We start from the raw sequence: 21,505 nt of genomic DNA on the forward strand, positions 1-21,505 counted from the left end.
TTATTAGATTATAATATAAGTAGTTCTTTTGTTGAATGTGTTAGGCGCACGTTGCCGTCTTCGGTCATAATGATATCGTCTTCGATGCGTACGCCGCCTATACCCGGAAGATAGATCCCCGGCTCAACTGTAACAGCCATATTAGGCACAAGCACAGTTTCTGAACGGAAGGACAGTCCAGGTCCTTCATGCACCTCTAGACCGATACCATGGCCAGTAGAATGACCAAAAGCTTCGCCATAGCCCTTTGAAGCAATATAATCACGTGCAATGGCATCTGCTTCAATGCCTGTCATACCTGGTTTAATTTTTTCTAAAGCTAATTCTTGTGCTGCAAGAGTCACTGCGTAAATTTCTTTTAGTTTGTCTGAAGGTTCCCCAACAGCAACCGTACGCGTGATGTCTGAAATATAACCCTCATACAAAGCACCAAAGTCAAGCGTCACAAGATCACCCGATTCAATCACCTTGTCCGTCGCCACGCCATGCGGAAGCGCGCCACGTAAGCCGGATGCCACGATAATGGAGAACGATGAAGACGTTGCTCCTTGTTTACGCATCGCAAATTCCAACTCATTGGATACTTCGAGTTCTGTTACGCCAGGTTTGATGAATGTACAAATATGTGTGAATGCATCATCAGCAATTTTGGCAGCCTTTCTCAAAACTACCAATTCATCTTCTGTTTTCACCATACGTAGTTTCTCAACAAGACCCGACACTGGTTTTAACGTAGCTTTAACTTGTGCATTGTATAACTCGTATAGCCCAAATGTCAAATCATCTTTTTCAAAACCGATTGTTTGAAGCCCCATATTTTCAGCTTGTGTAGCAACTTCTTCGATAATTGTTTTCGTATGTTGGACAATACGGAAGCCTTCGATTTCTTTTTCGGCCTGTTCCGTATAACGGAAATCTGTGATGAACACAGCATCGTCAGACGAAATTAGTGCAAGTCCTGCTGTTCCTGTAAACCCTGTCATATAGCGGCGATTGTACGGGTTCGTAACAAGTAGCGCATCAAGCTCTTGTTCTTTCAGTAATTCCCGTAATTTTACTAGTTTCATCCTGTCATACCCCTTTTCCTCGGAGGAGAAAAGCTTGGATGGCGAGTATATATCCGTCTGTACCGAATCCCGACAGCTGACCTACGCAGACTGGCGCAATGACAGACGTCTGTCTAAACGATTCACGGCTATGTATGTTCGAAATATGGATTTCGATAACAGGTACTTGAATTGAAGCAACCGCATCACGCAACGCTATACTATAATGCGTAAAGGCTCCTGGATTGAAGACGATACCATCGAGACCTATGTCTTCTGCATCATGGATTTTGTCGATTAAAGCTCCTTCGACGTTCGATTGGAAAAATGTTAGCTCCACTCCATATTCAGCTGCAGCGTCTTCTAATTTACGCTCAACATCCTCCAACGTTTCCGCCCCATAAATACCCGGTTCCCTTTTTCCAAGCCTGTTTAAATTGGGTCCGTTCAGAATCAGTAATTTCACCCCATACCATTCCCCTCATCTTTTTCTTTCCTATTTTATCATATCGCGGTTGTCTAGCAACTCATTTCACACTTTCCTCTGAAAGTTTCTTCATAAATACGGCCGTTCCTGTGAGAAATCGTAGCACAATGGCGATAATTGCGAGAAATGGGATAGACACAGACTGAATTGCATCGAACGGCGTTTTAGGTGAACCGATTGTCCATTCAATTGCGAAAACAGTTAAAATAGCAATCATCAGCGAAGTTATGGATGGGGGAATAGAAGTAGTAAATGAAACAGCAATGTACAAAAGAGCAAACACGACTAACAGCAAAACAAAAAGAAACAGCCATTCGAAGACGATTGAGCCCGTTGCAAATGGTATTCCCTTATTCACCCACGCGACAGGTGACCAGCTAATGAAATTAAATAGATGTAAAAACTTCAATGACAATGCCGTGAATAATGCACTAAAAAAAGCAGTCCACAGTAAGGTTTTATTCAACATAGAAATCCCTCCTGCCCAAAGTGTTGGATCGTTCTCTTTTTTTTAAACATCAATTGTGGAGTGTGCGGCTGTTTTTTAGTACAATAGTAAAATAGATTGTAGTTGAGACAAAAGAAAGTGTGGGAATGACTATGGAAAAAGAACAACAAGCTCCTACTTACGGAGGCCAAGCGCTCGTTGAAGGGGTTATGTTCGCTAGTAAAGATCATACCGTGACGGCGATTAGACGTAAAGATGATTCAATCGATTATTATCATCTACCTAAAGAAAAGAATTCGACACGTATGAAATTAAAGAAAATCCCATTCGTTAGGGGTATTATTGCTTTAATTGAATCGGCAGGAATCGGCTCACGTCATTTGACATTTTCCAGTGATCGTTACGATGTGATGCCTGGTGAGGAAGTAGAGCAGCCCCAAGAAACGTCCAAAATCGCAATGGTGCTTGGCGTAGCTGTGGTCGGTGTGTTATCGTTCTTGTTCGGTAAATTTGTCTTCACACTCGTCCCGGTTTTCCTAGCAGAAATGTTACAATTTATAGCACCTGGAAAACCTGCTCAAATTTTGCTTGAAAGCCTGTTCAAGCTTATCTTATTGCTAACGTATATCTCACTGATTTCATTGACTCCACTCATTAAGCGAGTCTTTCAATACCACGGTGCTGAACATAAGGTTATCAATGCCTATGAAAATAATTTACCGCTGACAGTTGACAATGTGCAAGCACAATCAAGGCTGCATTTCCGCTGTGGTAGTAGCTTCATCCTTTTTACAGTTATTGTTGGCATGTTCATCTATTTCCTTGTCCCAACGGATCCGCTCTGGTTACGTATCGTCAACCGGATTCTTCTGATCCCAGTCGTTCTTGGTATTTCTTTTGAAGTTTTACAAGTCACAAATGCAATGCGTAATATCCCTGTATTAAAATATTTAGGCTACCCAGGACTATGGCTGCAGCTACTTACAACAAAAGAGCCCGATAATCAGCAGGTCGAAGTGGCGATTGCATCCTTTGAGAAATTATTAGAAATTGAGGAGCATGGCGTTGAAGTGTTGGAGGTTACTGCGAAAGTCGATACACCCCCTACTGCTGATACGATAGCTATTAATTAATAAAACGGAAGGCGCCCAGTAGTGGCACCTTCCGTTTTTATTTACTTATAGCCCACATTTCAATTGTGCATTACAGTTTGTACAAGTATTACAGCCGCCCATTTCTTCGACGGTTCCTTGACGGCAAACCGGGCATGTATCGCCGACTTCGGAGCCGATTGTGACGTTGGTTGATCGTAAATCTTGAATCGTGTTGACCAGTACAACTTTCGGCTGTTCAACAACTTCTTCTACATAATTTGATTCCATGTCATTTTCTTCCGCCTTCAGCGTCAAGACCTGGGAATCACGGCTACCATCAACATAAACAGTACCACCCTTTGCTCCGCCTTTATACAGACGCTCATAGACGCTTTCAACCTGCTCGACTGTATAACCGCGTGGTGCATTAACTGTCTTGGAAATTGAGCTGTCAATCCAGCGTTGGATAATACACTGGACATCCGCATGTGCTTCCGGTGCTAGGCTCATTGATGAAATAAACCATTCCGGCAAGTTGTCCGGATCTGCTTCGGGATTGCGTTGTAAATATTCCTCTACAATATTCGCTTTCACCTCGATGAATTTCCCAAGGCGTCCACTGCGATAATAAGTAAAGGAAAAATATGGTTCTAACCCGGTAGAAACTCCAACCATTGTTCCAGTGGACCCCGTTGGCGCAACTGTTAATAAATGGGAATTTCTGATACCAAACTCCAAAATCGACTGACGGATATCTTCCGGCATTTTTTTCATAAAGCCTGTGTTGATGAATGCATTACGGAGAGCTGCAGTTTCTTCATCTGATTTACCGATGAGGAATGGGAAGCTCCCTTTTTCTTTTGCAAGCTCGACGGATTCACGGTATGCGGTTGTGGCAATTGCCTCGAATACATTATCTACGAGTTCGTTACCTTCTACTGAACCGTATTCTTTTTCACAATAAATGAGTAAGTCAGCAAGACCCATTACACCGAGTCCGACACGACGTTCGCCGAGGGCTTGTACTTTATTATCTTCAAGGAAATAAGGCGTGGCGTCGATAACATTGTCCTGCATGCGAACACCAACCCGTACCGTTTCCTTCAATTTTTCATAGTTCACCGTTTTTGTTTCTTTGTCAGCGAACTCAGCAAGATTTACAGCAGCAAGGTTACAAACCGAATAAGGTGCTAATGGTTGTTCCAAAATTGTTATCCTAAAGGCTTTTTATCCCCTAGTTCTTACAGTTCATTTTCCTGTAAGTTCAGCATACATTTTCACTGCATTTAACAGTGTTGCGGTCTCGTGCCTGGATTATAGTCTGTTTTCTAACTAACGAAAACAGGATCACCAGGTATGCGTTGCCCCTGACTAAAGCTTTACCTTCAGCCTTCGGTTCGGATTGGCAAGTATAATTAATTATACTATTTCTCAGCTTCCCCGCTTCATCCCGCAATTTTTAACGTGAGGCGAAGTCCACCACACGGGTTTGTTGCTACGACTTGCTGGCCGTATGCTTTCGCATTTGTTTCGTTGTTGGCATTGTCAATGAAGAAAATGCCTGGTTCCGCAGAATACGTTGCACAAATATTAATCAAATCCCAGAGCGCACGTGCTTTGATAGTCCGGTAGACGCGTACAGCGTATCCTTGACGCTCCCATTCACGAACATCCCCAACTTTATGCCACTCTTCGTTGTAAGCTATCATTTCTTCTGGCGAATACTTCTCAACTGCTGGGAATCGGAGCTCGTAATCTGCATCCTGTTCGACAGCTTTCATAAAGTCATCCGTTAACGTGACAGAAATATTTGCGCCTGTGAGGAATTCCGAATTGTGTACTGAATACGTCCCACCATCGCGTAATTTCGTTTCAGCATCTCGCATGATTGCCTCGTTAAAGCCGCCCATACCCGGTATTGCCCGGTAATTCAATAAACCTTGGTACATCGCTTCTTCTTGTACAGTTAACGGTTTAAATTTCAGTTTTTCACTGGCGAGTTTTTTAATCAGCTCGTCTTCTGTATGTTCTAGAAGGTAACGAAGAATCCGAGGATTCTGCATTTTCGAGATGATAAATTCGTAAATGTCAGGGTGCCAATCCGCCAACATAATCATTTGTGCTCCACGCTAATTGTTACTCTCTCTACTCAAGAGGGTTGGGTCATTTCTGCCCAACTCTCATGCTTTCACATGAGATCAGACTATCTCATCAAAGATGAAAATATTTCATATTTACGATTTAATTTAATATCTCCATGTTGATAAAGAAGGTAATAAATTTCTCTCAACTGTTTAATGCTACCGATGTATAAATCAAAACAACCTTGTTTCTCTGTAATAGACTTAACACCTTCAGCGAAACCCTGCATTCTTAAAAAAGCCAAAATATCAAGAAGCATTTCACGGTTGCCCGTAAAACCCATTCGAGCTTTTAAATATCCATTTTGTCGGAATACCCTGATATGACCATCCGCATCAAAAAAACCTCTCAAAAAAGCCCATTGAACTTCCTTGTTATCAAAATTAATGAATCTTTCTTTTCCAGTCTTGTTAGGAGTGATCCCAAGTTTTATGAGATCATCGGCCATTTTCGTTGAATTAATTACCAATGAATATTTATTTTGCTCATTTGGAGCGCTTTTCTTCCGGAATTTGATTGCATCGCTCATTCTAAGTTCACAAGCAATATCTTGCAACAGTTGCCGATCTTTTTCAGCCAGACACAATACTATTCTTTTGGATTTCACTCTATCAACTATTGTTCCATCCCCCAGAATATATCCTGCTAAATAAGCTTGATTCGCCGTTTTCATTTCTTGAAAATAGTCTTCATCATAATTATAAATCTTATTTTTCAATTTCCCGGCTTCTCCAGGAGTTCTTGGTTGGAAAAATTGCAATTCTTTATTCCAACGTAAAATCGTCCCGCGAGATATATCAAGTTTTTTAGCTATTGCAACCTGACTGTAACCTTCTTCATGAAGTTTAATAATCGTATTTATTAATTCATCTTTGTCCCGCGCCCCATAACGTCGTCTCCGATTGTTATGGTTTACTCCTTCCATTGCATCCAAATTATCCACCATCCATTCGCATGAATACTTTTTATGAAGCTTTAGGAAGTTTCAATAGTCGTTGAACGTTGATCTTCGTTTCCGAAGACCCTTCGCTGCTGATTGCCCAATCCTTATTTTTTTCAAACCCTCACGCTCACTGTCACCAGTCACGTTGTGGTAAATAAGGCTCTCAGGGTGTTCCAGCAATTCACAGGATTTTAATCCCGCCGTGTAAAGTTAACGGGATCCACCTTGTTCCACAAGATGTGTTAATTTCGCAATGTCGTCGAGCCATGATACCGATCCGGACGATTTGCCATTTACACCGCGTGCTAATGTGTTGCGTGGTCGTAATGTCGAACCATTCGTTCCAACCCCGCCGCCTCGGCTCATAATCTCCATCACCTGTTTACGATGATCTGAAATTCCTTCGCGCGAGTCTGCTACAAATGGCATTACATAACAGTTGAAAAATGTTACTTCCGTATCCGATCCAGCCCCGTACAGCACACGTCCAGCCGGGATGAAGTTCAAATCAGATAACTGGTCGTAAAAGCGATCAAACGACTGCTTACGCTTGTCCTCCGTCGTTTCAACAGAAGCAAGCCCCGTTGCATTACGCTTGGCAATTTGCTCATAAAACACCTCTAGTGGCTTCTCAATCACATCAACTGGTCGAGTTACGATGCCTTTTTCCTGTTCTTCTGGATTATCAATTGCCGAACGGAATTCTTTTTCAATCCAAATATCCGCCTTGCCATTCTTGGCATCAATCGCTGTAATAAATCCAAGTCCACGTGCTGGAAATTTCGGATCCTCTTTCACCGTCAGAACGACAAAATCACCAACTTTAAGCGTTTTTTTCGCCGTATCCTTGAACGAATACCGGTCGATCATAACGAGTCTAGATACCCCGCTATGTTCAATTTTCATATCTGCCGTAACCGGATGCACTTGCGGAAATTTCGCAATATCCGCATTCAGTTGCTCCTTGTCTAAAATTGGCTCTTGATGCTTTGAAACAATAACCATTCAAGCACCCTCCTTTTCAAAGTTCACTAACCAACACAATATATGGTGTCAGTTCCTTCTATTAATCTACTACATCTTGAAACAGTCTTCAATATCGACATTTTTACATTTTCCGACAATCTCTTTATCTACGCCATTTCACTAAGTTTTATTACAAAAAATAGCTCGAAAGTTATAGGTTATTTCTTAAACGTCCAGTCGTCATTGGCATATTTTTTTCGTTCGATATCGCGTACAAATTCGAGCTGTTGCTCACTTAATTGCAATGGCTCTAGCTGCATGTCAAGTGCATCTTCAAATCCCTTTGCAAATGCCTCCACACATTCCTCAACAGCCACTACTCGATTCATTAGACGATCAATCGCTACCGCCTTTTCTGGCAGACTAGCGAGCATTCGCTCGCGTTGTTCTTCCGACTTGAATTTAAATAGTGACACAAGTTTATTTTCATCAAGACTTAAAAGTATTGCACCATGCTGCAAAATGACACCTTTTTGTCTCGTCTGCGCACTGCCAGCCACTTTCTTTCCTTCGACGACCAACTCATACCAGCTCGGTGCATCAAAACACACCGCACTTTTCGGTTTTTTCAAGTCATCCGATTGCTCAACCGTTTGAGGGACTGAAAATTGTGCATCGAGCCCTAAATTACGAAAACCTTCAAGCACCCCACCTGAAATCACACGGTAAGCTTCTGTCACCGTTTCAGGCATCTCCGGATAGCTCTCGGAGACAATTACGCTGTATGTAAGCTCATGCTCATGCAGAACGCCACGTCCACCGGTTGGACGCCTCACAAACCCAAGTCCATGTTCGCGCACTGCATCCATTTCAATTTCTTTTTCAACACTTTGAAAATAACCAATCGACAATGTTGCAGGCTGCCATTCATAAAACCGTAGCACAGGACCGATTTCACCTTTGCTATGCCATTCCAACAACGCTTCGTCGAGCGCCATATTGTATGAAGCGCTACATTTCCCAGAATTAATGAAGTGCCAAATCGTTTTCTTCATCCGAATTCTCCCTTCACAACGAATTTCATTTTATCATTCCCATTGAACTAGTGCCACCAAATCTTTATAATAGAAAAGTAGAGAGAAAGGGGAAAGTTGTTGTGAATTTAATTATTTTAGGAGTCGCTTTAGTTCTTTTGATCGGATACATGGTGATTACGACACTACGTCTTCGCAAAGCCGTTACAAATTTAACACAAGATCAGTTTATCGAAGGCTATCGGAAAGCGCAGCTCATTGATGTACGCGAGACGAAAGATTTTGATGCTGGCCATATTTTGGGTGCCCGAAATATTCCATACTCTCAATTCCGTCAACGTTTCAAAGAAATTCGTTCGGACAAGCCAGTCTACCTTTACGACCAAAACGGTGGTAAAAGTGCACGCGCAGCATTATTTTTAAAGAAAAAAGATTATGATCAGTTATTCCATCTACAAGGCGGTTTCCGTCAGTGGACGGGTAAAGTAAAAAGCAAATAACAATAAGGAGAGGCCTCTCGGCTTCTCCTTATTGTTATTTGAACTGTTATAGCTCCTACAACTCTAAATATGCCGCTAGCTGCTCAGCTGCCACTTTCCCTTGCTGAATACAGTCCGGAATCCCAACACCCTCGTAGCCAGCCCCACAGAGGTATACGCCAGGACTATGGATAGCAAGATCTGCCCTTACCTTCCTTAACTCCTCAACATGTTTCACTGGATATTGCGGCATCGAGCGTTCTAGTCGTGTAACTTCATGAAATATCGGCTGTGCTTCGATTCCCATAATCTCTTTCAATTCTTGTAATACAGCTGTTATTAACTGCTCATCAGACAACTGAACCCACTCTTCAGCTCCTCCTCGCCCAACATAACAGCGCAGCAAAACTTTGCCTTTCGGCGCCGTATGTAGCCATTTAGAAGAACTCCATGTGCAAGCCGTTAACAAACGCCCTTCTTTGCGCGGAATGACAAAACCGGAACCATCCAGCGGATACGTAAACTCTTTTTCATCGAAAGCGAGTGCAATGTTCGCAACAGAGACATAGTTAATCCTCTCCAGCCATTGTATCGAAGACCGATTGGGTAAAAGCTTCGCAGTTTGCTGTGTTGGTAAAGCCATGATAAGCCCATCTGCTTGTATCTGCTGCCCATTATCCAAATGAACAGTATAACCTCCATCTTCCTGAACAATCGTTTGTACACCTTGCTCCGTTATTAAATGTTCAGTCTGTAACTCCTTTAATAGCCGATCAACTAGCGTCGTCATCCCATTACGAAACGTTAAAAACATACTTTTCTGCGCAATTTCGGGTAGACCCGCAATGCTAGGTGCTGGTTTTTGTTTATTAGCCAACATTCCTACTATTAAACTACGATGCGTTTTCTCCATCGCTGAAAAATGTGGAAATGTCGCTTGTAAACTTAATGAATGCGTATCTCCCGCATAAATACCACCCAGTAGCGGTTCAGTAATGCGATCTAGCACTTCTTTTCCTAAACGCCGTTGGATGAAATGACCGAGTGACTCATCTTCCATTCCTTTCTTTTTAGGTAACCATAAATCCATGGCTGCTCGAATTTTTCCTAACGGCGATATTAGCCCCGTCTTCATAAAAGGTGTCAATTGTGTCGGAATACCTAGCATTAGTCCAGGCGGCATTTTATGCAATTTCCCTTTATGTACAATATAATTCGTTCTAGCTTGTGGGTTGGTCGCCGTTAGTTCATCTTCAAGGCCCAATTCCTTAACCAAAGTCATAATCGGCATTTTGCGTGCTAAAAAAGACTCTGGTCCCCTTTCAATAATGAAGTCCTCACGAAGCAACGTTCTTATTTTCCCACCAAAAGACGGACTTTTTTCAATTACTGTTAGCTCAATAGGAATTTGTCGTTCGTCAAAATATTTTTTTGTATAAAAAGCAGCGCTTAGCCCTGTAATACCGCCACCTACAATAATAATCTTCCTTTTCGTATTTTCCACTTAGCATCCACCTTTCGGAATCAAGCATTTTAGCGAAGCGCCTTTGGAATATATGAGCAGGATGGATCACTTTCTAAATAATCTCCCGTCATCGCATAAGCTCTTGCACGTGAACCGCCACACATATGCTTAAACTCACATACGCCGCACTTGCCTTTTAATAAAGACTTATCCCGTAATTGCTTCATAACAGGTGAATTTTGATAAATTTCGGATAGTGACTGTTCACGAACATTGCCACAAACTACTGGTAAAAAGCCGCTTGGATAGACATCACCCGTATGACTAATAAAGACAAAACCATCTCCGTCATTCACAAATTTTGGTGCACGTCCTAATAAATCGGAGCGTTTTGCGATTCCGCTCTCGCCTAACCTCTCCTTTTCTTGGTGAAACACGCGTCTGTAATGAGGTGCTTCAGTCGTCTTCACACCATAGGGCATTGTTTGTTGAATTTGATACAACCATTTCATCACTTCCTCATGCTCTTCCGGGCTCACCATATCCTTTTCCATACCGCGTCCTGTTGGTACTAAGAAGAACGTGCTCCACAGTACAGTTCCCATCTCTTTCACTTTTTCAGCAATTGCTTCAAGATCATGGAGATTATATTTTGAAATGGTTGTATTCACTTGGATCGGGATATTTAATTCTTTTAAATACTCAATCCCTTTCATCGTTCGATCATAGGACCCTTTCGTTCCCCGGAAGTGGTCATGAATTTCCGCGCAGGAACCATCCAAACTAAATGCCCATCTCGATAACCCAACATCTTTCGCTTTCTGAATCGCTTCCTTCGTAACTTTTGGTGTTGCACTCGGCGTCATGGAAACCGGAAGACCTTTCTCATCAATCGCATATTTTGCAAGGTCAAATAAATCAGGACGCATCAATGGATCTCCACCTGTAAAAACAAACAGTGGATTATCCATGCCAGCAATCTCATCAATTAGTTTTTTTCCTTCATCAAATGACAATTGACGAGGGTCAGCCTTATATTGAGCTTCCGCCCTACAATGCAAGCACTTCAGTGCACAGGCTCGTGTCACTTCCCATATAACAATAAACGGATTCACATCGTAATTAAGCTCTTGTTTGACAGATATCATCTTAAACGCTCCCTTTAGTCATGATGTATCTTGCAATATATCTACACCATTAGCATAGTGCTACGACGGGATAGCACTTGTGATATTTATCACAAGAAAAGAGTAAGGATGTGAACTTTTAGTCACAAATACGACAAAAAAGCACAACGCAAGGCTGTGCTTTTTTAAATCAAACTTATTTTGTATAACGCAATACAGGTTGACGTGCCGCCTTCGTTTCATCCAAACGATTGATGACCGTCGTATGTGGTGCGTTTTGAACGATTTCAGGGTTTTCTTCAACTTCTTTTGCGATTTGAATGAGCGCATCACAAAATGCATCGAGTGTTTCTTTTGACTCTGTTTCTGTCGGCTCAATCATCATGCCTTCCTCAACATTTAGTGGGAAGTAGATTGTTGGTGGGTGATAACCAAAGTCTAACAGTCGTTTTGCCATATCAAGTGTACGCACACCCAATTTCTTCTGGCGACGCCCAGAAAGAACAAATTCATGCTTACAATGACGGTTATATGGCAGGTCAAAGTAAGGCTCAAGTCGACGCATCATATAGTTTGCATTCAATACCGCATATTCCGTAACAGCTTTCAAGCCATCTGGCCCCATTGAACGAATGTACGTGTACGCACGAAGGTAAATACCAAAGTTACCATAGAACGGCTTCACGCGACCAATCGTTTGTGGGATGTTGTAATCAAATGTATACACATCGTCTTTTTTCACAAGCACTGGTTTTGGTAAGAACGGAGCCAAGTCTGCTTTGACACCAACTGGACCAGAACCTGGACCGCCACCACCGTGAGGACCTGTAAATGTTTTGTGCAAGTTTAAGTGAACCGCATCAAAGCCCATGTCGCCAGGGCGTGCTTTAGACATAACTGCATTCAAGTTTGCACCATCATAATACAATTTCCCACCAACAGCGTGAACGATTTCAGCCATTTCAAGAATGTCTTCTTCAAATAGTCCAAGCGTATTTGGGTTTGTCAGCATCAATGCCGCCGTATCCGGTCCAACTACACGTTTCAAGTCTTCAAGATCAACAAGTCCATGCTCATTTGACTTCACCGTCACGGTCTCAAAACCTGCAACCGTTGCCGATGCTGGATTTGTTCCATGTGCAGAGTCTGGAACAAGCACTTTCGTACGGTGGAAGTCACCGTTTGCTTCGTGGAATGCACGAATCATCATCAGTGCTGTCCATTCACCATGTGCTCCAGCCGCTGGTTGAAGTGTTACTTCATCCATTCCTGTAATTTCAACAAGATGCTCTTGCAAATCATACAAAATTTCCATTGCACCTTGTACAGTCGACTCATCTTGCAATGGGTGAATATTGGCGAATCCAGGGAATCGTGCAACAGATTCGTTAATTTTCGGATTATATTTCATCGTACAAGATCCTAACGGGTAAAATCCTGTGTCTACACCATGGTTACGATTAGACAACGCTGTGTAATGGCGCATAATATCAAGCTCAGAAACCTCTGGAAGTTCTGCTGCTTCTTCGCGGATAAATCCCGCTGGCAATAAATCTGACAGATCCAACTCAGGTACATCTAGTTCTGGAAGACTGTAACCAATTCGTCCTTCTTTTGTCAGTTCGAAAATTAACGGCTGATTATCTTTATGCATGAAGGGCCTCCATTTCCTGCACAAGTGCATCGATTTCTTCTTTTGTACGTTGTTCAGTCACAGCAATCAACGCGTGATTGGCAAATGCCGGGTACGTCAAGCCTAAATCATATCCACCAAGAATCCCCTTCTGGAAGAGGTGTGCATTGACTTCTTTAACCGATTTTTTGCAATTAACGACGATTTCATTGAAATGAGCACCGCCAAATAAGACTTCAAAACCAGCTTTTTCAAATGCATCCTTGGCATAACGTGTTTTAACAATATTTTGGTAAGCGATTTCCTGTGCACCGACTTTACCAAGTGCAGTCATCGCAACAGAAGCCGCCAATGCGTTCAACGCTTGGTTTGAACAGATATTAGATGTCGCTTTATCACGACGAATATGCTGCTCACGTGCTTGTAATGTCAATACATAACCACGACGTCCTTCGTCATCAGTCGTTTCTCCAACAAGACGTCCTGGAACTTTACGCATTAACTTTTTCGTTACAGCGAAATAACCACAGTGTGGTCCACCGAAAGCTTCCGGAATACCGAATGGTTGTGCATCTCCCACTGTAATATCAGCACCCAACTTACCTGGAGGTGTCAGTACGCCAAGTGCTAGTGGGTTAGAGGATACAACAAATAATCCACCTTTATCATGCGTTAGTTCACCAATTTTTTGAATATCTTCAATTTGACCGAAGAAGTTTGGATATTGTACAAGAACAGCCGCTGTATCCTCATCAATCAATTCTTCTAGCTTTGCCATATCTGTCACGCCATTTTTTTGCGGAATCGTCACGACTTCAATTGATTGGCCTGACGCATAAGATAGCACAACATCACGTGATTCTGGATGTACAGTTTCAGAAACAAGAAGTTTTTTTCGACGTGTGTGACCTGCCGCAAGATTTCCTGCTTCTGCAAGCGCCGTTCCGCCATCATACATAGAAGAGTTGGCAAGATCCATACCCGTTAATTCACAAATCATTGTTTGGAATTCAAAAATAGCTTGTAGCTCTCCTTGTGAAATCTCTGGCTGATACGGTGTATAAGCCGTATAAAACTCTGAACGCGAAATGACGTGGTCGACGATGATGGGTTTGAAGTGATCATAGACGCCCGCACCAAGGAATGATGCATATGTACGCGCATCCGCATTTATTGCAGCAACTTGTGCCAATTCTTTTGTTAATGCAGTCTCGGATTTTGCTTTTTTAATATTGTATTCGCCTTTAAAACGAACTTTTTCAGGAATATCAGCGAATAGTTCATCTATTGAGGAAATACCGATTGTTTGCATCATTTCAGTACGATCGGTTTCCGTCATTGGAAGGTAACGATGCTTCATGTCTAGTTAGCCCCTTTTCATCATGTTATTGGATTAGCGTTTATAAAATGGTGTTGCAATAATAACTGCTTTCAGTCGCTTGTTACGGATTTCAACTTCGACTTCTGTACCTTCAGCTGTATGCTCACTTTTCAGTAAAGCAAAGCCAATATTCTTTTTCAGTGTCGGTGATTGTGTACCTGTTGTCACTTCGCCAATTTCGACGGTATCCAAGAATACTTTGTAGCCTGTACGCGGAATCCCTTTATCAATCATTTCAAGACCAATCAATTTACGGGGCACACCATTTTCTTTTTGTGCAGTAAGGGCTGCTTTTCCGAGGAAATCCTCTTCTTTATTCAATTTCACAACGAAGCCAAGGCCCGTTTCAAGTGGTGAAATATCTTTTGACAACTCTTGGCCATAAAGTGGCAAGCCCGCTTCGAAACGCAGTGTATCACGCGCACCTAAACCTGCTGGAATTACCCCTTCTTCTTCACCAGCTGTAAGAATTGCTGGCCAAAGTGCAACAATCGCCTCTGGTGATCCGTAAATTTCAAAGCCATTTTCGCCAGTATATCCCGTGCGTGAAACAAGGACAGAATGACCAGCAACGTTGACATTTTCTTTAAAACGGAAAAACTTAATATCCGCCAATGGCTCATCTGTTAATTTTTGTAGTACTTCTTGTGCTACAGGTCCTTGTAAAGCAAGAAGACCATAGTCAGATGATTTGTCTTCAATGACGACATCCGCTGTTGCATGGCTGTTCATCCACTCAACATCTTTGTCAATATTCGATGCATTGACAACAAGTAGGTAGTCGTTGTCTCCGCGTTTGTAGATGAGAAGGTCGTCGATTGTTCCACCGTCCTCATAGCACATCGCCGTGTATTGCGCTTGACCGTCTGCTAATTTCGACACGTCATTTGTCACTAATTTTTGAAGATAGGCAAGTGCCCCTGCTCCACTTACAAAAACCTCACCCATATGGGAGACATCAAACAAACCCGCTTTTGTTCGCACTGCTTCATGTTCTGCTTTAATACTTGAAAATTGAACTGGTAATTCCCAACCACCAAAGTCGATTGTTTTTCCGCCGTACTGTGCGTAGCTATCAAATAATGCAGTACGCTTTAACACATTTGTCATAACTTACTCCTCCTTTGATAATGATAAAAAAAGACAGAGGTCCCCTTAAAAGAGAACCTCTGTCCTTGTACCTGAAAGTTTGACCTTACGGCTTTCCTCGTTGGTGGCCGAACAATGCCGGCACTCTCCAGAGATGCGTCATGTATGAGTCTTGTTACCTGAGAGATTCATAACTGCTGTTATTTGCTCCTTCGGCGACGCCAGTGCGTGCTCTCCCCATACAATCATTCGCGTTATTCAATTGGTCTTAGTATCAATTACGCCTCGGCGTAATTGCGTCGAGATTTTGAATTGAGCTTGCTCAATTCAAAATCTATGGCATTCGCCGGAGGCTTCATCTTCATTCAGCTTGCTGAATAAAGTTGAATTCGAATAAGATTCGGACAATCATGCCCTTTCGCCTTATATCTTAACATTTGCTATGTGAAAGCGCAATAGTTTTTAATAGATAGTTACTTTTACGAACGATATTTAATTTAAAAAGATAATCGTTCGTGTTTTTTGCTCGCACATAAAAAAGTAGAAATCAAAATGATTTCTACTTTTTTACGTTTCGCCCTTCAGTCTACGTATTTGGAATCCGATATAATCCACAATATCTCGCAGTGAACGATTTTCTGTTTCGACTTTAAAATGGGCCGTGTGCAAATAATGGGGTTTGCGCTCATTAAATAGCTTTTCAAGATCTACACGTGTGGAACGCTGAACAATAGGCCGATTGCGATCCGAGGCAATCCGTCTCCATATATCACGGAACGGTGCATTCAAGAAAAAGACAATGCCTGTCTGTCTCATAATCTCACGATTTTTTTGCCGCATCGGAACTCCTCCGCCTGTCGCAATGATACAATACTCATCACGAAAATTTTCGAGGAACTCCGTCTCTAAATCACGAAAATACTCTTCCCCATACTTTTCAAAAATTTCGGGTATGGCCATGCCTGTTTTTTTCACGATTTCAGAATCCATATCGTAATATGGTAGCTTGGTCGCAAAGCTTAGCCGTTTGCCAATCGCACTTTTTCCACATCCCATATAGCCAATTAAGTATACTTTCTTCATTTTATCACCCATTTTACAGGACAAATAGCTCTATTCGTCCCGACTCATTGTCTTCTTCGTTTCATTTTCATAAAATATTTCTAGTGAATCATAGTTCCTTTGAATACTATCATGCCATGAAACGAGGGTGAAAAGAAAGGTACTAACGAAAAATAATAAAACAATCGCAGCAGCTAGTAACGCACCACGTTCATTTTGGATAGTGGCCAACTGCAAACCTCCTTACTTTAACGGTGCCTTCTACAGTCGTCACAGCTATTGTTAACGTTGTACTATCTAGGCTAAATACCACAGAACGAACATCTGTCAGGAGTGGAATATGCCCGTCGCCCGTTACTCGCTTTCTGATAACGCTACCGCTTTGTTCGATATCAACCGAGCCATGATGATTTCTAAAATGAATAACTTTTCCTCCGTTCAGTAATTGAATTTCACTAACCTCAGTAAGAAGCTGTTGTAATTCTGCAGAAAACAATTCCCATTGCATCTTGGAATAATTTGCATACTGCTGTTCAACAGGATCTTTCCAGAAGAAAAACAATATAAACAGGTGGATGAAGAGTGCCATAATTAATAGTTGAAATATACTTTCTAGTAATGTATAGCCACGTTCATCTGTTTGCTTCATGAATACACACATTTTCTAATCGGCTGTTCAACCATATGATATGAAACACAAACAGCTTGCCCTTCGATTGACCAATGATAATCCACTTCATCCACTTGACGATAACCCGCCGTCAAACCGTGAGCCTTAAAGTAGATTGCCCCTTGAAGAGCCGTTTCTGCCGCATACATCTGCATTTTTTTCATTTGGAGCTTCGAGGTCATTGTTGTCGCCAAAGGAAGTAAAGACCCAAATATAACCATAACAATAGTCAATGTCAGTATCGCCTCAGACCATGAATAACCTCCTTCATTCATAAACAATCATCCTCCCACGCTGAAATTGAAACCGAATTTCGGTAAGGCCTGAGCTTGTTTCGAGTACGAGCGTGCCCGATCTTACTATATCTCCATTGGGTTGAAACTCAACTGCCTTCATACTACTCGAATCTGACAGCCTCATTCCCATTGGAAAAGTAGTTCTGACAAATTCACGTTTTCCCGGAACCAGAGTGATGTACATCGTCCCCGAATTTTTAAAGTCTAATCTTGTCGCAACATTATTCGCCATTGAATACGCCTGTATATTGTGAATTGCTGCTACAAACGCTTGTAGCCCATCCTCCTCCGACGCACTACGTATCCACTTATCACCAATGGGTAAAATGATAAATGTCACTAGAGATACTACGGATAAAACTAAAATCATCTCCAAAAACGTGAATCCACTTTCGTTATGCCCCTTCATCATTCGCTCATGGGCTCGGAGTTCCATCTGCTATTTCCACTTTCCCATCCAAGCTAATTGAAAGTTGGCTACCATTAGGACATTGCGGATTTTCAGGTAAATACTCTTTTTCCGTCAACTCCTCGAGACTAATTGGCAGCTTTTTTTCATCCATTTTAAACGCCTCTATTTGACCTTCAACCATTTTCACATAGGCAGCACATCCTTTCTCATCGATCGACTTCGAATGCTTAGTAACATTCGGAATCGCAATGAGGATTAGCACCGATATTATTAAAAGCACAATCATCATTTCGATTAATGTAAAACCTGAATTGCCCATATATTTTTTCATTTCGCTTCCCCTTTCATAATTTATCCATCAAGCCGTAAACAGGTAGTAGCAAAGCTAAATATGCTGCTAAAATACAAACTGCAATAATGCAAAACAGAGCTGGTTGTAGCATAGTTAACGCCTTTGCTAATTTTTTATCGATTTCTTCCCCTAAATGTTCACTGTAGATGACTAATTCTTTTGCTAAATAGCCACTATTTGCTCCGTGCTTCGCAAATGCTGCTAATTGGTTTGTCAATCCTTCTGTCAACTGAGTTGCTATATCAAATGACTCTCCATAAATTACCAGCTCTCTCACATTGCCAGCAATTTCACTGAGCACCCTGTCCAATCGCTGATCCACCAAAATATCTAATGCATCTTGCATCGAAAGTCCAGACTCCAACAAACTACCAAGTTCACTCGCGAAATCACGTGTTTTAATCATAGTGAAAAGTGTACCTACAATCGGTAAAGATATCATCGTCCGAATTTTAGTTTTCGGCTCAAATTTGTTGTACACAAAGAAGGCTATTAACGTCAGTAATGCCAAGGAAATTACAAACAGGACAGCAACGTCGGGTATTTTTGTCACAATAGAAGGTAGGGAAGAAAGAAATCCCTTTGACTCACTTGACCTTGTAAATGCTAGCATTTCTATATTCGGCAAAAAGAAACGTCGAAAAGCAATGAGTAGCGCTCCAACAAACATAAATAGAATCATCGGGTAGGCTAAAAGATTTTTTAACTTCTTCTGTTTTTCTTCTTTTCCCCTTAGACGCTGTGCCATCCCTTTCATTGCTAGCGCCAACCGTCCATCCAATTCTGCGATGGCAACAGGCAAGAGCATAGCAGACGAAAATCCTAATCGCCTCAAAATAGACGTCACCCCAAGTCCTTTCTTTAAATCTTCATGAATCACAACCAATGTCGACTCATACTTTTTCATATGATGGGGCAATAGCAACACAATACTCTCATAAAATGTGTACCCTTCTTGCAATAAGACAGCAAGCCTATCGAGGAACGCTGGTTGATTTTGAAGTTTGTCCTTTTTCTGAAATACTGACTTCTTTACAAACTTAACCATTTCGCATCACTGTTTTAGGACCATATTTGTGGATAAGTGATTCCACTTGAAGATGTTCTGGTACCACCACTCTCTCTCCCTTAATAATCGAATCTGCCATGTTGTCGAGGTGATCCCCTTGAATAATTTCGAATACCGCACCCATCTCTCCCGATGCTCTTTGGATTAGACGTTGGGCTGAAATACAAATAATCGTCTGCCTTAATTCTTCAGCAGAAACTCCAAAATCCATCATTCTGTAAAAACAGCCCGCAGGATCTTTGGAATGAACAGAAGTGAGCACTAAATGTCCTGTCAGAGCTGCCTGAACTGCTATTTTTGCTGTTTCACTGTCACGAATTTCGCCAATCATAATAACATCGGGCGAATGACGTAAAATCGCCTTCAGACCTGCCGAGTACGTCATCCCCGATTGTTCATTCACTTGAATCTGCAACAAATGGGCATGATTATTTTCTACAGGATCTTCTAATGTAATAACATGACGCTCAAGTTGATTAGTGCAGTAGGCCGTTAGTGAGTAAATGGTGGTGGTTTTTCCGCAGCCAGTCGGACCAGTTAGCAAGATGAGCCCTTGTTGCTTTGACACAGCCCGCCGTAAGCTTTCCGACCACTCCTGCTCGATACATAGTTCGTCGAGTGATGTAATCCGATCATGTCTTTGCAGGCGAATGACTACACTTTCTTTCATCTGAATAGATGGAATCGTGGACACTCGGAAAGAAAAATTCTCTTCTTGCATTCGTTTATGAAAAGAGCCGCTTTGGGGTTTGCGTTTATCGCTTATATCAAGTGAGGAAAGGAATTTGTAAAATGAAATCATTCGACTCGCCAACTGTGGGGGTAATGAACCGGTTCGGTCGAGCCTAGCATTCTTTTTAAATAACACCTCATATCCTTCTCTCATCGGTACAAGATGGATATCACTTGCATCATATTGGATGGCCGTTTCTAGAAGTTGAAAACTCTTCTGTTCGACGACGTTATCATTTCTATTCATGGAACACCCCTCTTTTTCAAGTTTAAAGATGGAAGACCACTTTCCACCTTACGACAAAGTATACGATGGATGGTTAAAATATGGAATACTTTTCCCAAAAGCCGAATTGTGTCTTACTCGAAAGGGACCATATCTGAAATTTGACACTGTTTTATGCAGTAAATTTCAGATTTCAAAATAGTTTTCATCTTATACACTTCTTTGTCACAATGAAATAACGATTTGAGTTTACTTCTACTGACGTTATCCTTTATAATGAATGGGAGCTTATTGTAATGTTTTATTAAGGAGGGACGCACACATGGATAATATGTTTAAGTTAATGGGCTGGTGGACAGGTATTTTCGCAGTTATGTTCTTCATTGGAGACATGCTACCTGCCTCACTTATTTTTGTTGCGAGCACTGTATTCTTCTTACTACTTGGGTTTTTGAACCTTTCAGAACGTATGTATATGTATATTTTTGGAGCATACCTAACTGTTTTCATGGTTGGATTCAGCTACTATACAACATTCATTCACGTACAAGGTATGCACTAATCGTACATACAAAAAAACAGCCACTTGGGCTGTTTTTTTGTTTTCATATTTAGAAGCCATTCAAATAAGGATTTGAATCTTTTTCATCTCCAGGTGTTGTCGATGAATCATGTCCGGGATAAATAATAAAGTCATCATCAAGTGTCAATAACTTAGTATGAATCGAATCGAGTAAAATTCCCGTATTGCCCCCTGGTAGATCCGTTCTACCTACACTGCGTTTGAACAATGTATCGCCTACAACAGCAAAACGAGCGTCCTCAAAAATAAAAGACACGCTCCCCGGTGAATGACCAGGCGTATGTCGTACTTCGAATGTAAATGGACCGACCTCCATTAAACCTTCCCGCGAAATAAGCTGATCCGCCTGACGATTGGATACATTAGGAAAATTAGGATATTTGGCAGAGCCATTCAATTTAGGGTCCGACAGCCACTCACTCTCTTCCTCATGAAGATAAACTGGTATGCTGAAGCGATCCCGTATGCTGTCCACTGCACCAATATGATCAAAATGAGCGTGCGTTAATAAAATAGCAACGGGCGTCAACTCTTGGCTCATAATTTTACGAATAATACGGCCACTTTCCTCACCCGGATCGATAATCAAGCAATTTCCTGCTTCATCCTGGATGATATAACAATTTGTCTGAATGGGTCCGAGCGGATATGTATTAATCTTCAACATCGATCTCACCTCCATCAAATATACTACGCAACTTGAAATACGATTTCAAATAATCGTCACTTATTTACCTCGACAAAATTACTGATAAACAGTACAATAGAA

General features: G+C 41.7%; 22 protein-coding genes, 3 pseudogenes and 1 riboswitch. Of the genes and pseudogenes, 3 read left to right on the plus strand and 22 right to left on the minus strand.

The window, feature by feature from the left end; all coding sequences use genetic code 11:
- Positions 1-8: 8 nt before the first annotated feature.
- The 3 genes from R2B77_RS00595 to R2B77_RS00605 all read right to left on the minus strand — a co-directional run bounded on the left by R2B77_RS00595 (position 9) and on the right by R2B77_RS00605 (position 2,002).
- Positions 9-1,067 carry a M24 family metallopeptidase gene (locus tag R2B77_RS00595; protein WP_203246939.1) on the minus strand — a complete coding sequence of 353 codons (1,059 nt, stop codon included), beginning with the start codon at positions 1,065-1,067 and terminating at the stop codon, positions 9-11.
- Positions 1,068-1,071: 4 nt separating this feature from the next.
- Complete coding sequence (gene aroQ, locus R2B77_RS00600) at positions 1,072-1,512, minus strand: type II 3-dehydroquinate dehydratase (RefSeq protein ID WP_203246938.1); 441 nt, start codon at positions 1,510-1,512, stop codon at positions 1,072-1,074.
- 61 nt (positions 1,513-1,573) lie between these two features.
- Complete coding sequence (locus R2B77_RS00605) at positions 1,574-2,002, minus strand: hypothetical protein (RefSeq protein WP_203246937.1); 429 nt, start codon at positions 2,000-2,002, stop codon at positions 1,574-1,576.
- A 131-nt stretch (positions 2,003-2,133) separates the two neighbouring features.
- Here R2B77_RS00605 and R2B77_RS00610 point away from each other — a divergent pair, with 131 nt between their 5' ends.
- Positions 2,134-3,114: a DUF1385 domain-containing protein gene (locus R2B77_RS00610; protein ID WP_203246936.1), complete on the plus strand. Its 981-nt coding sequence runs from the start codon at positions 2,134-2,136 to the stop codon at positions 3,112-3,114.
- Positions 3,115-3,159: 45 nt separating this feature from the next.
- Here the strand turns inward: R2B77_RS00610 and R2B77_RS00615 are convergent.
- The 5 genes and pseudogenes from R2B77_RS00615 to R2B77_RS00635 form a co-directional block, all read right to left on the minus strand.
- A pseudogene (locus R2B77_RS00615) lies at positions 3,160-4,278 on the minus strand (vitamin B12-dependent ribonucleotide reductase); the annotation flags it as partial.
- 245 nt (positions 4,279-4,523) lie between these two features.
- Positions 4,524-5,204: pseudogene (locus R2B77_RS00620) on the minus strand (vitamin B12-dependent ribonucleotide reductase); the annotation flags it as partial.
- 74 nt (positions 5,205-5,278) lie between these two features.
- Positions 5,279-6,142, minus strand: coding sequence for an LAGLIDADG family homing endonuclease (locus tag R2B77_RS00625; protein WP_232843441.1), 864 nt, complete (start codon positions 6,140-6,142; stop codon positions 5,279-5,281).
- Between the two features lie 231 nt (positions 6,143-6,373).
- Positions 6,374-7,165, minus strand: a pseudogene (locus R2B77_RS00630) (ribonucleotide reductase N-terminal alpha domain-containing protein); the annotation flags it as partial.
- 179 nt (positions 7,166-7,344) lie between these two features.
- Entirely contained in the window at positions 7,345-8,181 is an 837-nt protein-coding gene (locus R2B77_RS00635) for a lipoate--protein ligase family protein (protein ID WP_203246931.1), read from the minus strand.
- Between the two features lie 149 nt (positions 8,182-8,330).
- On the opposite strand from R2B77_RS00635, the gene R2B77_RS00640 reads away from it, so the two are divergent.
- Positions 8,331-8,660, plus strand: coding sequence for a rhodanese-like domain-containing protein (locus R2B77_RS00640; protein WP_203246981.1), 330 nt, complete (start codon positions 8,331-8,333; stop codon positions 8,658-8,660).
- Between the two features lie 55 nt (positions 8,661-8,715).
- On the opposite strand, the gene hemY is transcribed toward R2B77_RS00640, so the two are convergent.
- From hemY to comGA, 13 genes are all read right to left on the minus strand, one after another.
- Positions 8,716-10,143 carry a protoporphyrinogen oxidase gene (gene hemY, locus R2B77_RS00645; protein ID WP_203246930.1) on the minus strand — a complete coding sequence of 476 codons (1,428 nt, stop codon included), beginning with the start codon at positions 10,141-10,143 and terminating at the stop codon, positions 8,716-8,718.
- Between the two features lie 29 nt (positions 10,144-10,172).
- Positions 10,173-11,252 (minus strand): TIGR04053 family radical SAM/SPASM domain-containing protein, encoded by a 1,080-nt coding sequence (locus R2B77_RS00650; protein WP_203246929.1) that lies wholly within the window; start codon positions 11,250-11,252, stop codon positions 10,173-10,175.
- A gap of 175 nt (positions 11,253-11,427) precedes the next feature.
- Positions 11,428-12,885 (minus strand): aminomethyl-transferring glycine dehydrogenase subunit GcvPB, encoded by a 1,458-nt coding sequence (gcvPB, locus tag R2B77_RS00655; RefSeq protein WP_203246928.1) that lies wholly within the window; start codon positions 12,883-12,885, stop codon positions 11,428-11,430.
- Positions 12,878-14,224, minus strand: coding sequence for an aminomethyl-transferring glycine dehydrogenase subunit GcvPA (gene gcvPA, locus R2B77_RS00660; RefSeq protein WP_203246927.1), 1,347 nt, complete (start codon positions 14,222-14,224; stop codon positions 12,878-12,880). The genes gcvPB and gcvPA overlap by 8 nt, the downstream gene beginning before the upstream one ends.
- 33 nt (positions 14,225-14,257) lie before the next feature.
- Entirely contained in the window at positions 14,258-15,355 is a 1,098-nt protein-coding gene (gene gcvT, locus R2B77_RS00665; RefSeq protein ID WP_203246926.1) for a glycine cleavage system aminomethyltransferase GcvT, read from the minus strand.
- 136 nt (positions 15,356-15,491) lie between these two features.
- A riboswitch (glycine riboswitch) is annotated at positions 15,492-15,583 on the minus strand.
- A 318-nt stretch (positions 15,584-15,901) separates the two neighbouring features.
- Positions 15,902-16,417, minus strand: a complete 516-nt coding sequence (locus tag R2B77_RS00670) for a shikimate kinase (RefSeq protein ID WP_203246925.1) — start codon at positions 16,415-16,417, stop codon at positions 15,902-15,904.
- 30 nt (positions 16,418-16,447) lie between these two features.
- Positions 16,448-16,627, minus strand: a complete 180-nt coding sequence (locus R2B77_RS00675) for a hypothetical protein (protein ID WP_203246924.1) — start codon at positions 16,625-16,627, stop codon at positions 16,448-16,450.
- Positions 16,608-17,045, minus strand: a complete 438-nt coding sequence (gene comGF, locus R2B77_RS00680; protein ID WP_203246923.1) for a competence type IV pilus minor pilin ComGF — start codon at positions 17,043-17,045, stop codon at positions 16,608-16,610. The genes R2B77_RS00675 and comGF overlap by 20 nt, the downstream gene beginning before the upstream one ends.
- Entirely contained in the window at positions 17,042-17,341 is a 300-nt protein-coding gene (locus R2B77_RS00685; protein ID WP_203246922.1) for a hypothetical protein, read from the minus strand. The genes comGF and R2B77_RS00685 overlap by 4 nt, the downstream gene beginning before the upstream one ends.
- On the minus strand, positions 17,334-17,798 hold the full coding sequence (locus R2B77_RS00690) for a prepilin-type N-terminal cleavage/methylation domain-containing protein (protein ID WP_203246921.1): 465 nt from the start codon (positions 17,796-17,798) through the stop codon (positions 17,334-17,336). The genes R2B77_RS00685 and R2B77_RS00690 overlap by 8 nt, the downstream gene beginning before the upstream one ends.
- A complete protein-coding gene (comGC, locus tag R2B77_RS00695) occupies positions 17,779-18,105 on the minus strand; it encodes a competence type IV pilus major pilin ComGC (protein ID WP_203246920.1) in 327 nt (108 codons plus the stop codon). Before comGC ends, R2B77_RS00690 begins: the two co-directional genes overlap by 20 nt.
- Before the next feature lie 13 nt (positions 18,106-18,118).
- A complete protein-coding gene (gene comGB, locus R2B77_RS00700) occupies positions 18,119-19,174 on the minus strand; it encodes a competence type IV pilus assembly protein ComGB (RefSeq protein ID WP_203246919.1) in 1,056 nt (351 codons plus the stop codon).
- The gene (gene comGA, locus R2B77_RS00705) at positions 19,167-20,174 is read right to left on the minus strand and encodes a competence type IV pilus ATPase ComGA (RefSeq protein WP_203246918.1); all 1,008 of its coding nucleotides are present in this window, start codon (positions 20,172-20,174) and stop codon (positions 19,167-19,169) included. Before comGA ends, comGB begins: the two co-directional genes overlap by 8 nt.
- Before the next feature lie 301 nt (positions 20,175-20,475).
- Here comGA and R2B77_RS00710 point away from each other — a divergent pair, with 301 nt between their 5' ends.
- The gene (locus tag R2B77_RS00710) at positions 20,476-20,715 is read left to right on the plus strand and encodes a DUF2626 family protein (RefSeq protein ID WP_203246917.1); all 240 of its coding nucleotides are present in this window, start codon (positions 20,476-20,478) and stop codon (positions 20,713-20,715) included.
- A gap of 49 nt (positions 20,716-20,764) precedes the next feature.
- Here R2B77_RS00710 and R2B77_RS00715 read toward each other — a convergent pair whose 3' ends face one another.
- Positions 20,765-21,403: an MBL fold metallo-hydrolase gene (locus R2B77_RS00715; RefSeq protein ID WP_203246916.1), complete on the minus strand. Its 639-nt coding sequence runs from the start codon at positions 21,401-21,403 to the stop codon at positions 20,765-20,767.
- Between the last annotated feature and the right edge of the window lie 102 nt (positions 21,404-21,505).

The organism is Sporosarcina beigongshangi, from assembly GCF_033485195.1.
Lineage (GTDB): Bacteria > Bacillota > Bacilli > Bacillales_A > Planococcaceae > Sporosarcina > Sporosarcina beigongshangi.

Excerpts from the sequence above, each read along its gene's own strand:
- comGA (WP_203246918.1), bottom strand. The coding sequence starts at position 20,174 with ATGAATAGAAATGATAACGTCGTCGAACAGAAGAGTTTTCAACTTCTA.
- gcvT (WP_203246926.1), bottom strand. The coding sequence starts at position 15,355 with ATGACAAATGTGTTAAAGCGTACTGCATTATTTGATAGCTACGCACAG.
- gcvPB (WP_203246928.1), bottom strand. The coding sequence starts at position 12,885 with ATGCATAAAGATAATCAGCCGTTAATTTTCGAACTGACAAAAGAAGGA.
- comGC (WP_203246920.1), bottom strand. The coding sequence starts at position 18,105 with ATGAAAAAATATATGGGCAATTCAGGTTTTACATTAATCGAAATGATG.
- R2B77_RS00715 (WP_203246916.1), bottom strand. The coding sequence starts at position 21,403 with ATGTTGAAGATTAATACATATCCGCTCGGACCCATTCAGACAAATTGT.
- R2B77_RS00635 (WP_203246931.1), bottom strand. The coding sequence starts at position 8,181 with ATGAAGAAAACGATTTGGCACTTCATTAATTCTGGGAAATGTAGCGCT.
- R2B77_RS00670 (WP_203246925.1), bottom strand. The coding sequence starts at position 16,417 with ATGAAGAAAGTATACTTAATTGGCTATATGGGATGTGGAAAAAGTGCG.
- R2B77_RS00650 (WP_203246929.1), bottom strand. The coding sequence starts at position 11,252 with ATGATATCTGTCAAACAAGAGCTTAATTACGATGTGAATCCGTTTATT.
- comGF (WP_203246923.1), bottom strand. The coding sequence starts at position 17,045 with ATGAAGCAAACAGATGAACGTGGCTATACATTACTAGAAAGTATATTT.
- R2B77_RS00605 (WP_203246937.1), bottom strand. The coding sequence starts at position 2,002 with ATGTTGAATAAAACCTTACTGTGGACTGCTTTTTTTAGTGCATTATTC.
- gcvPA (WP_203246927.1), bottom strand. The coding sequence starts at position 14,224 with ATGAAGCATCGTTACCTTCCAATGACGGAAACCGATCGTACTGAAATG.
- R2B77_RS00640 (WP_203246981.1), top strand. The coding sequence starts at position 8,331 with ATGGTGATTACGACACTACGTCTTCGCAAAGCCGTTACAAATTTAACA.
- R2B77_RS00625 (WP_232843441.1), bottom strand. The coding sequence starts at position 6,142 with ATGGAAGGAGTAAACCATAACAATCGGAGACGACGTTATGGGGCGCGG.
- R2B77_RS00595 (WP_203246939.1), bottom strand. The coding sequence starts at position 1,067 with ATGAAACTAGTAAAATTACGGGAATTACTGAAAGAACAAGAGCTTGAT.
- R2B77_RS00685 (WP_203246922.1), bottom strand. The coding sequence starts at position 17,341 with ATGAATGAAGGAGGTTATTCATGGTCTGAGGCGATACTGACATTGACT.
- R2B77_RS00610 (WP_203246936.1), top strand. The coding sequence starts at position 2,134 with ATGGAAAAAGAACAACAAGCTCCTACTTACGGAGGCCAAGCGCTCGTT.
- R2B77_RS00710 (WP_203246917.1), top strand. The coding sequence starts at position 20,476 with ATGGATAATATGTTTAAGTTAATGGGCTGGTGGACAGGTATTTTCGCA.
- comGB (WP_203246919.1), bottom strand. The coding sequence starts at position 19,174 with ATGGTTAAGTTTGTAAAGAAGTCAGTATTTCAGAAAAAGGACAAACTT.
- R2B77_RS00690 (WP_203246921.1), bottom strand. The coding sequence starts at position 17,798 with ATGGAACTCCGAGCCCATGAGCGAATGATGAAGGGGCATAACGAAAGT.